Source organism: Klebsiella sp. 141162, from assembly GCF_050600755.1.
GTDB classification, from domain to species: domain Bacteria; phylum Pseudomonadota; class Gammaproteobacteria; order Enterobacterales; family Enterobacteriaceae; genus Klebsiella; species Klebsiella aerogenes.
The window spans coordinates 983,426-995,401 of record NZ_JAQIRI010000001.1 but is presented as its reverse complement, the minus strand read 5'-3'; the positions used below and the strand labels follow the sequence as shown (position 1 = coordinate 995,401).

General features: G+C 59.0%; 10 protein-coding genes. 2 read left to right on the top strand and 8 right to left on the bottom strand.

The features are described 5' to 3' along the window. From paaF to paaA, 6 genes are read right to left on the bottom strand one after another with little or no spacing between them, the layout of a single operon-like run. Nucleotides 1–768, bottom strand: a complete 768-nt coding sequence (paaF, locus tag PGR23_RS04645) for a 2,3-dehydroadipyl-CoA hydratase PaaF (RefSeq protein ID WP_038422444.1) — start codon at nt 766–768, stop codon at nt 1–3. Continuing rightward, complete coding sequence (gene paaE / locus PGR23_RS04640; RefSeq protein ID WP_213292497.1) at nt 765–1,835, bottom strand: 1,2-phenylacetyl-CoA epoxidase subunit PaaE; 1,071 nt, start codon at nt 1,833–1,835, stop codon at nt 765–767. The genes paaF and paaE overlap by 4 nt, the downstream gene beginning before the upstream one ends. A gap of 7 nt (nt 1,836–1,842) precedes the next feature. After that, nucleotides 1,843–2,340 (bottom strand): 1,2-phenylacetyl-CoA epoxidase subunit PaaD, encoded by a 498-nt coding sequence (paaD, locus tag PGR23_RS04635; RefSeq protein ID WP_396280098.1) that lies wholly within the window; start codon nt 2,338–2,340, stop codon nt 1,843–1,845. An 11-nt stretch (nt 2,341–2,351) separates the two neighbouring features. Beyond that, complete coding sequence (gene paaC / locus PGR23_RS04630) at nt 2,352–3,107, bottom strand: 1,2-phenylacetyl-CoA epoxidase subunit PaaC (RefSeq protein WP_396279625.1); 756 nt, start codon at nt 3,105–3,107, stop codon at nt 2,352–2,354. A gap of 7 nt (nt 3,108–3,114) precedes the next feature. Further along, nucleotides 3,115–3,402, bottom strand: a complete 288-nt coding sequence (paaB, locus tag PGR23_RS04625) for a 1,2-phenylacetyl-CoA epoxidase subunit PaaB (RefSeq protein WP_004224492.1) — start codon at nt 3,400–3,402, stop codon at nt 3,115–3,117. Nucleotides 3,403–3,413: 11 nt separating this feature from the next. Next, complete coding sequence (paaA, locus tag PGR23_RS04620; protein WP_025713674.1) at nt 3,414–4,343, bottom strand: 1,2-phenylacetyl-CoA epoxidase subunit PaaA; 930 nt, start codon at nt 4,341–4,343, stop codon at nt 3,414–3,416. Between the two features lie 286 nt (nt 4,344–4,629). Between paaA and paaZ the strand changes: the two genes are divergently transcribed. Both paaZ and tynA read left to right on the top strand, forming a co-directional pair. Further along, nucleotides 4,630–6,675 carry a phenylacetic acid degradation bifunctional protein PaaZ gene (gene paaZ / locus PGR23_RS04615; RefSeq protein ID WP_348874632.1) on the top strand — a complete coding sequence of 682 codons (2,046 nt, stop codon included), beginning with the start codon at nt 4,630–4,632 and terminating at the stop codon, nt 6,673–6,675. A gap of 279 nt (nt 6,676–6,954) precedes the next feature. Next, nucleotides 6,955–9,222, top strand: a complete 2,268-nt coding sequence (gene tynA / locus PGR23_RS04610; protein WP_396279624.1) for a primary-amine oxidase — start codon at nt 6,955–6,957, stop codon at nt 9,220–9,222. Nucleotides 9,223–9,224: 2 nt separating this feature from the next. Here the strand turns inward: tynA and PGR23_RS04605 are convergent, their stop codons facing one another. Then, entirely contained in the window at nt 9,225–10,175 is a 951-nt protein-coding gene (locus PGR23_RS04605; protein WP_396279623.1) for a zinc-dependent alcohol dehydrogenase family protein, read from the bottom strand. 275 nt (nt 10,176–10,450) lie between these two features. After that, nucleotides 10,451–11,950, bottom strand: coding sequence for an aldehyde dehydrogenase family protein (locus PGR23_RS04600; protein WP_047048918.1), 1,500 nt, complete (start codon nt 11,948–11,950; stop codon nt 10,451–10,453). Nucleotides 11,951–11,976 lie beyond the last annotated feature (26 nt).

Below are 11,976 nucleotides of genomic sequence, written 5' to 3'. Positions count from 1 at the left end.
TTAGCGTCCTTTAAATTCCGGTGTACGTTTTTGTAAGAAGGCGTCGATGCCTTCGCGGCGGTCCTCGGTGGCGCTCAGCAGGCTAAACAGCTGGCGCTCCTGTTGCAGACCGGCCTGCAGGCTGACTTCCTGCGACAGGCGCAGCGACTGTTTTGCCGCCCGTAGCGCCAGCGGCGAATGGCGGGCGATGGTGGCAGCCAGTTTCAGGGCGTACTCATCGGTTAACGCCGCCGGATGGATATCGCTGACCAACCCGGCCTGCTGGGCCTGGCGGGCGTCAATACTTTCGCCGCTCAGCACCATCCGGCTGGCCAGCGCCTTACCTACGCTGCGGATCAGCCGCTGGGTGCCGCCAGCGCCCGGCATAATGCCGAGGGTAATTTCCGGCAGGCCAAAACGGGCGTTGTCACCGGCGACAATCAGGTCGCACAGCAGGGCCAGCTCGCAGCCGGCGCCCAGCGCGTAGCCGTTGACCGAAGCGATGAGCGGTTTAGTAAAGGCATCGATTCGCCCCCACAACCGTGGGCGAATATCATCAAGGGTGGCAGGCAGATCTTTTTCAGCCATTTCGTTGAGGTCAGCCCCGGCGGCGAAAAAACGCGCGTTACCGCTGATAACGCAGACGCCGACGCTGTCATCAATTGACGCTGCCTCCAGCACCTCGGCAATCTGGGTTAAGAGGGCATTGTTCAGCGCGTTGCGGGCCTGCGGGCGGTTCAGCGTCAGCTGTAACACCCGGCCATGACGGTGGATCAGCAGGTCACTCATGCCATCCCCCGCGCGTCAAAGTCGACTACCACATCGCCGCTGGTCGGTAACGACTGGCAGCTCAGTACGTAACCCGCCGCCAGCTCATCCGCTTCCAGACTGTAATTGGCGGCCATCGCCACTTCGCCACGCAGCACTTTGCATTTACAGGTGGCGCATACCCCGCCCTTACAGGCAAATGGTAGATCCGCGCCCTGACGCAATGCGGCATCCAGGATGCTGTCGTCTTCGGCGCTGAGGGCGATCAGCCGATCGCGCCCGTCCTGGCGGATGGTTACCGTGCGCCCTTCCGCCTGTACGCCGGCGGCGCGCTTCACATTGCCGCCAGGTGTATTAAAGCGTTCGAGATGAATCGATTTCTCCGCTACGCCAAGTTCACGTAACGTTGCTTCCGCGTCGTCCATCATCGCCGCCGGTCCACAGATAAAGGCGTCATCGAAACGGCTGAAATCCAGTAAACGCGCGGAGAGTTGGCGCAGTTTGTCGCCGTCAATGCGCCCCTGTAAAAGATCGCTGTCCATCGACTCCTGGCTAAACAGGTGTATCACCTGCAGGCGCTGCGGATAGCGGTCTTTTAAATCGGCCAGCGCCTGGCGGAACATCATGCTATGGCTGCTGCGGTTGCCGTAGATCAGCGTGAAGCGGCTTTGCGGCTCGGTCGCCAGCGTCGCGCTAATGATCGCCATCATCGGCGTGATCCCGGAACCGGCGGCAATCGCCAGATATTCACCCTGCCGTTCAGCCTGCGGTTGATAACCGAAATGCCCCTGCGGCACCATCACTTCCAGCTCCATACCCTGCTGGATATCGTGCTGGGCGTAGCGCGAAAAGCGCCCGCCGTCGATAGCTTTGACCGCGACGCTAATTTCGCCGGGCGTGCGGCTGCGACAAATGGAATAACAGCGGCGCAGTTCTTCGCCGCCCAGACGGGCTTTTAGCGTCAGATGCTGGCCCGGACGAAAGCAGTACTCCGCCTGCAGGGCTTGCGGAATCGCAAAAGTGATGGTCACCGCATCGCGGGTTTCCGGCTCGACTCTCGCCACCTTAAGCGAATGGAACGTCGTCATGGCAACCTCAAATACATTTAAAGTAATCAAAAGGTTCGCGGCAGCTGTCGCAGCGATAGAGCGCTTTACAGGCCGTGGAACCGAATTCGCTAATCAGCGAGGTATGGGTGCTGCCGCAGCGCGGGCAGCTCACCTCGGTGGGCATGTCCGCATGGCAGGCGTGCCCCTGGGGCGGGCTGATGCCGAACTGGCGCAGGCGCTCGCGGGCATCCTGACTCATCCAGTCGGTGGTCCACGGCGGATCCAGCTGCAGGACGATATGTACCGGCACAAAGCCATGCTCGCTCATGACCGCGCGGATCTCGCCCAGCAGATGCTCCGTCGCCGGACAGCCCGAATAGGTCGGGGTAAAGCCAATCACCCAGCCGTCGCCGTGGCGCGCGACGCTGCGCACCATACCGAGGTCGGTGATAGTGAGTACCGGCACTTCCGGATCCGGGATCGCGCTTAATAATCCCCAGATGGTACGAACCTCTGCTGGAGCGATGTCGGCAAGACGTTGCATAGTCACCTCACTTACCACTGCAGTCCGGGATGCGAACGCTGCAGATACTGCATCTCCGCCAGCAGCGGGCCGAGATGTTCACTGTGCAGCCCCTGTTTGCCGCCGCTGCGGAAGGCCGCTTCCTGCGGGATCTGTAAGCCGGAGTCGAGCAGCGCCGTGTGTACCGCGCTTTGCCATTCGGCCTGAAGCTCGCGCGGATCAACCGCAATGCCCTGCTCAACCAGGAGGAGATCCACTTCATCGGCAAGGAACAGTTCGCCGGTGAAGCGCCACAGATTGTCGACCGCCTGCTGCATTTTGCGATTTGATTCCTCGGTGCCGTTACCGAGACGCTCCAGCCAGCCGCGGCTAAAGCGCTGGTGGTAACGCACCTCTTTCAGCCCTTTAGCGGCAATGGCCGCCAGCTGCGTATCGCGGCTGTTCACCAGACGGCTGAACAGGGCGACGTGCCAGACGTCGATAAAGAACTGACGGGCGATAGTGTCGGCAAAATTGCCGTTGGGCTGCTCCACCAGCAGCAGGTTGCTGAACTGGCGTTCTTCGCGGCCAAAGGCCAGCGTATCTTCGTCGCCGCAGCCGTTAAGTTCGGCGGCATAGCTTAAAAAGTTGCGCGCCTGGCCGAGCAGGTCGAGGCCGATGTTGGCCAGCGCAAGATCGATCTCGAGCTCGGGAGCATGGCCGCACCAGGCGCCTAAACGCTGGGCCAGAACCAGACCATTGTCGCCAAGACGCAGGGCGTAGGTGGCTACGGAGTTAGGGGTATTCATCGCCGCCTCACATATGTTCCATGCCGTCCGGCACGGTATAGAAAGTCGGATGACGGTAGACTTTGCTTTCCGCCGGGTCGAAGAATTCGCCGCGCTCTTCCGGCTGCGAAGCAACGATTTCGCTGGCCTTCACCACCCAAATCGAGCAGCCTTCGCTGCGGCGGGTATAGGCATCGCGGGCGTTCTCCAGCGCCATTTGATCGTCGGCGGCGTGCAGACTGCCAACGTGGCGATGGGATAATCCCTGTTTGCTACGAACGAACACTTCATATAACGGCCAGTAAACTTTGCTCATGTTCTCTCTCCTCATGCCGCGCTGCGGGCCTGCTGTTTTTGCGCATGAGCCAGCGCGGCCTCGCGCACCCACTCGCCCTCTTCCCAGGCCTTACGCTTGGCGGCCAGCCGTTCGTGATTGCAAATCCCACGGCCGCTAATTACCTCGTTAAATTCCTGCCAGTCGATTTCGCCAAAGCGGTAGTGGCCGCTGGCTTCATCAAAGCGCAAATCCGGGTCCGGTACGGTCATGCCGAGGATCTCTACCTGCGGCACGGTGTTATCGACGAAGCGCTGACGCAGCTCGTCGTTGGAGTGCAGTTTGATTTTCCACGCCATGCTGCGGGCGCTGTTCGGCGAGTTGTCATCGTTGGGGCCAAACATCATCAGCGCCGGCCACCAGAAGCGGTTAATGGCGTCCTGCAGCATCTGCCGCTGCGCGTCATTGCCCTGCGCCAGCGCCATGCAGGCTTCAAATCCCTGACGCTGGTGAAAGCTCTCTTCTTTGCAGATTTTGACCATCGCCCGGGCATAGGGGCCGTAGGAGGTTCGGCACAGCGCCACCTGGTTGACGATGGCCGCGCCATCGACCAGCCAGCCGATCACGCCGATATCCGCCCAGCTGAGGGTCGGGTAGTTAAAAATGGAGGAGTATTTCATCTGCCCGTCGAGCATTTTCTGATACAGGTCTTCCCGCGCGCAGCCCAGCGTTTCCGCGGCGCTATAGAGATAAAGCCCATGCCCGGCCTCATCCTGTACCTTAGCCAGCAGGATCGCTTTGCGGCGCAGCGTCGGCGCGCGGGTGATCCAGTTGCCTTCCGGTAGCATGCCGACAATTTCCGAGTGCGCGTGCTGGCCTATCTGCCGAATCAAGGTCTTACGATAGGCATCCGGCATCCAGTCCTGCGGTTCGATGGCCGTTTCCTGCGCGATGCGCTGGTCAAAGCGTTGTTCTTCTGTCACGTCATCACCTTTATGATTCCGATATTCACAACAAAAACATTTATGTGAATCACTTTGTTTATTGAAGGTTACATATTGGTTAAATAAAACCACAAATTTTGTTTGTTCTTTTTGTGATGATAACCGCAAAACCTTTTGTAAATGACAGATAAAACAGCGATATAAGCACAACAACCAATTAACCACCGATCACAATGTTAATAAAATATTAAATACGGGCTTGATTTTTATGATTCATAAAAGAACTATTTATAGATATCACACGTAACATATTTGGAGATTTGCGATGCAGCAGTTAGCCAGTTACTTATCCGGCGCCTGGCAGACCGGCCGGGGCCGCGCCCGTACTATCCATCACGCCATTACCGGCGCGGCGCTTTGGGAGGTGACCAGTGAAGGACTGGATATGGCGCAGGCGCGCCGCTTCGCGATTGAACGCGGTGGCAAAGCCCTGCAGGCGATGACCTTTATTGAACGTAGCGCGATGCTGAAAGCAGTGGCGAAACACCTGCTGGAGCAGAAAGCCGAGTTCTACGCCATCTCGGCGCAAACCGGCGCAACCCGCGCCGACAGTTGGGTGGATATTGAAGGCGGTATCGGTACTTTGTTCACTTATGCCGGGCTGGGTAGTCGCGAACTGCCGGACGATATCCTGTGGCCGGAGGACGAGCTAATTCCGCTCTCCAAACAGGGCGGTTTTGCCGCACGTCACGTGCTGACCTCGAAGTCGGGCGTCGCCGTACATATCAACGCCTTCAACTTCCCCTGCTGGGGAATGCTGGAAAAACTGGCGCCCACGTGGCTTGCCGGTATGCCGGCTATCATTAAACCGGCAACCGCTACCGCCCAGCTCACCCAGGCGATGGTAAAAGCGATTGTCGACAGCGGCCTGGTGCCGGAAGGCGCCATCAGCCTGATTTGCGGCGGCGCGGGCGATCTTCTCGACCATCTCGATAGCCAGGACGTGGTGACCTTTACCGGCTCTGCCGCCACCGGCCAGCAGCTACGGTCGCATCCTAACCTGGTGGCCAAATCCATTCCCTTTACCATGGAAGCTGATTCGCTCAACTGCTGCGTATTAGGCGAAGATGTCACCCCGGAGCAACCGGAATTCGCGCTGTTTATTCGGGAAGTGGTCCGCGAGATGACGGCGAAAGCCGGGCAAAAATGTACCGCTATCCGCAGAATCATTGTGCCACTAGCTCAGATTAATGCGGTTAGCGATGCACTGATCTCCCGCCTACATAAAGTAACCGTCGGTGACCCTGCGCAGGAGGGCGTTAAAATGGGGGCCCTGGTTAATAGCGAACAGCGTCAGGATGTGCAGGATAACGTCAATAAACTGATTGCCGCCGGCTGCGAAGCCCTGCTTGGCGGACAGGCAGATCTTAATGCTGACGGCGCATTCTTCCCGCCGACCCTGTTGTACTGCTCACAGCCAGATGAAACGCCGGCAGTCCACGCCATAGAAGCTTTTGGCCCGGTAGCGACGCTGATGCCATATCGTGACCGCCAGCATGCGCTGACGCTGGCGCGCGCCGGCGGCGGTAGTCTGGCCGGGACGTTGGTCACCGCCAGCGGCGAGCTGGCGCGCGAGTTTATCCTTGGCGCCGCGCGCGCGCATGGTCGTATTCAGATCCTTAACGAGGAGTCCTCGGCAGAGTCGACCGGCCACGGCTCGCCGCTGCCGCAGCTGGTACACGGCGGCCCCGGCCGCGCTGGCGGCGGAGAAGAGCTTGGCGGGCTGCGCTCGGTGAAACACTATATGCAGCGTACCGCGGTCCAGGGCAGCCCAACGATGCTGGCGACCATCGGCCAGCAGTGGGTGCGTGGCGCGCAGGTTAGCGAAGACCGCATTCACCCGTTCCGTAAATACTTCGAAGAAATCCAGCCCGGCGACAGTTTACTGACCCCGCGGAGAACCCTGACCGAAGCGGATATCGTTAACTTCGCCTGCCTGAGCGGCGACCATTTCTATGCGCATATGGACAAAATCGCCGCCGCCGAGTCGATTTTCGGCGAGCGGGTGGTTCACGGCTATTTCCTGATCTCCGCAGCGGCCGGGCTATTCGTCGATGCCGGCGTCGGGCCGGTTATCGCCAACTACGGCATGGAAAACCTGCGCTTTATTGAACCCGTCAAACCTGGAGACACCATTCAGGTTCGCCTGACCTGTAAGCGGAAAACGGTCAAACGTCAGCGCAGCGCCGATGAGAAAGCCACCGGCGTGGTGGAATGGGCTGTTGAGATTTTCAACCAGCACCAGCAGGCGGTGGCGCTGTATTCCATTCTTACCCTGGTGGCGCGCCAGCAGGGAGATTTCCCGGCGTAATCTGCAAAAAAATCGCCCGGCGGCGCTGCGCTTGCGCGGGCCTACAGACAGTCAGACCCGGTTGGGTAGGCCGGGTAAGGCGTCAGCCGCCACCCGGCAAAAAAATCGGCGCACGTTCTCAATGCCTCTACGGAGGCATTTTTTACGTCCGTCTGGCAAAACTGACAAACAAGCTGGCAAAAGCAAACAAACGTTCCTGGGCGGCAGACTGCTAGGGTAAGCGTAACAAAGCCGACATTCGCAGCGGCAATAACAACACAACAATAAGATGAGGTCACAATGGCAAACGGCTTAATGTTTTCCCCTCGTAAAACCGCGCTGGCCCTCGCTGTCGCGGTGATTTGCGCCTGGCAATCACCGGTCTTCGCTCACGGTAGCGAAGCGCACATGGTGCCGTTGGATAAAACGCTGCAGGAATTCGGCGCCGATGTGCAGTGGGATGACTACGCGCAAATGTTTACCCTGATAAAAGACGGCGCTTACGTCAAAGTCAAGCCCGGCGCCAAAACGGCGATCGTCAACGGTAAATCCCTTGATCTACAGGTGCCGGTGGTAATGAAGGAAGGTAAAGCCTGGGTCTCCGATACCTTTATCAACGATGTGTTCCAGTCCGGTCTCGATCAGACCTTCCAGGTAGAAAAGCGCCCTCACCCGTTAAACTCGCTCTCGGCGGCGGAAATCGGTGAAGCGGTGACCATTGTTAAAGCCGCGCCGGAGTTCCAGCCGAATACCCGCTTTACTGAGATTTCCTTACACGAACCGGACAAGGCGGCGGTATGGGCCTTTGCCCTGCAGGGAACGCCCGTTGATGCCCCGCGCACCGCCGATGTGGTGATGCTCGATGGCAAACATGTCATTGAAGCCGTCGTCGATCTGCAAAACAAAAAAATCCTCTCATGGACGCCAATTAAAGGCGCCCACGGGATGGTGCTGCTCGATGATTTTGTCAGCGTGCAGAACATTATCAATGCCAGCAGCGAATTCGCTGAGGTGCTGAAAAAGCACGGAATCACCGATCCCAGCAAAGTGGTCACCACCCCGCTCACCGTTGGCTACTTTGATGGCAAAGATGGCCTGCAGCAGGATGCGCGTCTGCTGAAGGTAGTCAGTTATCTGGATACCGGCGACGGCAACTACTGGGCGCACCCGATTGAAAACCTGGTGGCGGTGGTCGACCTTGAAGCGAAGAAAATTATCAAAATTGAAGAAGGCCCGGTGATCCCGGTCCCAATGGAACCACGACCTTATGATGGCCGAGACCGCAACGCCGCGGCGGTGAAACCGCTGGATATTACCGAACCGGAAGGCAAAAACTATACGATTACCGGCGATACCATCCACTGGCGGAACTGGGATTTCCACCTGCGCCTTAACTCGCGCGTCGGGCCCATTCTCTCGACGGTGACTTACAACGATAACGGCACAAAACGCCAGGTAATGTATGAAGGTTCCCTCGGCGGGATGATCGTGCCCTACGGCGACCCGGACGTCGGCTGGTATTTCAAAGCCTACCTCGACTCCGGCGATTACGGCATGGGCACTCTGACATCGCCGATTGTCCGCGGCAAAGATGCGCCATCGAATGCGGTACTGCTGGATGAAACTATCGCCGATTACACCGGCAAACCGACCACGATTCCAGGCGCGGTCGCCATATTCGAACGCTATGCCGGGCCGGAATATAAGCATCTGGAAATGGGCAAACCTAACGTCAGCACCGAGCGCCGGGAACTGGTGGTGCGCTGGATCAGTACCGTCGGGAACTATGATTATATCTTTGACTGGGTGTTCCACGACAACGGCACCATCGGCATCGATGCCGGCGCCACCGGGATTGAAGCCGTTAAAGGCGTGATGGCGAAGACCATGCACGACCCCAGCGCCAAAGAGGATACCCGCTACGGGACGCTGATCGACCATAATATTGTCGGCACCACCCACCAGCATATTTATAATTTCCGCCTCGACCTCGACGTGGACGGCGAAAACAACACCCTGGTGGCGATGGATCCTGAAGTGAAGCCAAACACCGCCGGCGGCCCGCGCACCAGCACCATGCAGGTGAATCAGTACACAATCAATAGCGAGCAGAAAGCGGCGCAGAAATTCGACCCGGGCACCATCCGCCTGCTGAGCAACACCAGCAAAGAGAACCGCATGGGTAACCCGGTCTCTTACCAGATTATCCCTTATGCCGGCGGCACGCACCCGGCGGCGACCGGCGCCAGGTTCGCCCCGGACGAGTGGATATATCATCGTCTGAGCTTTATGGATAAACAGCTGTGGGTGACGCGCTACCATCCAGGCGAACGTTATCCGGAAGGAAAATATCCCAACCGCTCCGCCCAGGATACCGGCTTAGGCCAGTACGCAAAGGATGATGAGTCGCTGACTAACCACGATGACGTCGTATGGATTACTACCGGCACCACGCACGTCGCACGCGCCGAAGAGTGGCCGATCATGCCGACCGAGTGGGCGCACGCGCTGCTCAAGCCGTGGAACTTCTTTGACGAAACCCCAACGCTTGGCGAGAAGAAAAAATAATCTTAACCCGCGGTGAAATCGAGCAGGATTTTACCGCTTCTTCCCGGCTGGCCTGCGGCGGCAATCGCTTCACGCCAGTCGCACAGCTTTATCACCTGCGCTGCAGGCTGCGCCGTGGTCGACAGCTGGCGCCAGATCGCCGTAAAAGCAGCCTGCCACGCATCGACGCTGAGTGTTGGTAAGGCCTCCCGCAGATGAAATTTGCGTACCGATGCGCTGCCTCGCGTCTGGGTGAGCGGTTTACCGGCTAGCAAGCCGTAAGAGACAAGCGTTGACGACTGCGGCAGTACCGATAGCAGAAAGTCAGCCAGCTCACCGCCCACCGCATCAAACACCAGATCGCTGTACTGACTCACTTGTTCAATCAGCGCCCTGTCACCTTCGAGTAGCGGATAGACGCCATACTGCTGTAAGCGCGGGATGTGCTGCGGCGAGCGAATAATACCGCTTACCGAACGCGCGCCCATGGCGAGCGCCCACTGTCCCAGTAGGCTGGCGCAGGACGATGAAGCCGCGGTCAAAAGCAGATGTTTCCCCGCCACCGGCCAGCGCGTCAGCATCAGCATTGCGGTCAGCGGATTGATATAGCCGCGCGCGGCCAGGATGTCATCTATCTCTTCAGCGACCGGCACCAGCCAGCGCGGGTCAATATCAAGATAACGCTGCCAGGTTCCGGCGCCGCGCAGCGGCAGAACCCGCTGCCCCAGTCGTGGACGCCCACTCGTCGCGTCTTCAATCACCACACCAACACCTTCATAGCCCGCTACCGATGGCAGCGTCGTACGATGGCGGTAAGCGCCGGTAATGGGAATCAGATCGGAAGGGTTGACCGGCGCATAGCGCATTTGCACGCGTACTCGTCCGGGCGCCAGCGGCGGCAACGGCAGGTGATGCAGCGCGAGCACCGTTTCCGGCGCGCCGTACTGCTGATAGCAAAGCGCATCATTCCACATAGCGGGGCAACATCAGAAAAAAAGAGCGCCGATCATAGCAAATCAGCGCTCAGGGGGAAGAGGTATGTCGAACCACCGGGGCGTTTCCCGGAGGCGGCGCGTTGCGCCTTCTCCGGGCTACCAAATCGCAAAGCGCTGTAGCCCCGGAAAGCGGTAGCGCCACCGGGGGGTTTTGAGATCACCAGCACCAGTAGTGTCAGCCAGCGTGGTGAATAAATTAAAGGCAGGCCGCACGAACCGTAGGTCGGATAAGCGTAGCGCCATCCGACAAAAAATCAGTAGCGCACGCACACCGATTTGGTTTCGCACCAGTCGTCCAGCCAATCCGGACCAAAATCGCGCCCGGTACCGGACTGCTTCATCCCGCCGAACGGCAGGTTGGCATCAATCAGCGTATGGCTGTTGACCCATACTGTACCGGCCTGCAGACGATCGGTATAGTTCAGCGCCTGAGTCAGGTCGCGGGTCCAGACGCTGGCGGTGAGGCCAAAATCACTGTCGTTGGCTAAGCGTAGCGCCTCTTCGCCATCGGCGACGCGCACCAGGTTCACCACCGGGCCAAACACCTCTTCGCGATTCAGGCGCAGCCCGGCATCCGGATTAATCACCAGAGTCGGCGCAATATAAAAACCGTTACCATTCGGCCCAACGTTACCGCTGATCAGCTCGGCGTTTTGCTTACGCGCTTCGTCCAGATAAGCGGCCACTTTGGCGCAGTGCGCCTGCGACACCACCGGGTTAATTTGCGTCGTTTCAACCATTCCCGGCCCCACCTGCAGCGACTTGACCGCCTGCTCAAAGCCAGCGACCAGGTTATCAAACAGCGGCGCTTCGATATAGATCCGCGAACTGGCGGCGCATACCTGCCCCTGATTGAGGAAACTTCCGGTCATTAACCCTTCAATCACCCACTGCGGATCGGCATCTTTCAGCACGATGGCCGGGTTTTTGCCGCCGAGTTCAAGGGTTACACGGGTCAGGCGATCGGCCGCCGCGCGGGCAATCTGTTTGCCGGTGGCGGTCGAACCGGTGAAGCTCACTTTCGCCACCTGCGGATGGGTCGTTAAGGCCGCCCCGCACTCGGCGCCGCTACCGGTGACGACGTTAAAGACGCCGTCCGGGATCCCGGCCTCCGTGGCCAGCTCCGCGACTCGCAGCAGGGTTAACGGCGTGGTCTCAGAGGGTTTAATCACAATGGAACAACCGGAGGCCAGCGCCGGCATCACCTTCCACATGCCGATCATCAGCGGGAAGTTCCAGGGAACAATCCCCGCCACCACCCCAACCGGCTCTTTACGGGTCCACGCCTGATAGCGCGCGCCTTCCGGGAACGGAATGGAGACGTCCAGCGTGCGGCCGCTGATTTTAGTGGTCAGTCCGGCGGTATAGCGCATCCAGTTGAGGGTGCAACCGACTTCAAACGCGCGCGAGATATTGATCGACTTACCCTGTTCAAGGGTTTCGAGCTGCGCCAGCTCTTCACCATGCTGTTCCACCAGATCGGCGAAACGCAGCAGGATCCGCTCGCGCTCGGCCGGCGTGCGCCCGGCCCAGCTACGGGCGACAAAAGCGCGCCAGGCGGACATCACCGCGCGGTCAACGTCGGCGGCATTAGCATCTGCCGTCGTGGCAATCGCCTGGCCGGTGGCCGGGTCCCAGACGGTTAAGCGTTTTTCGCTCTGTGCCGCCTGCTGGTTGCCATCAATATATAAGCCATGCTGTCTGTCGAGAAATTGCTGTACGCTGGCGAGCAGCGCGACCTGTGATGTGGACATGCGACTTCCTTATTGTTCGCGGATAG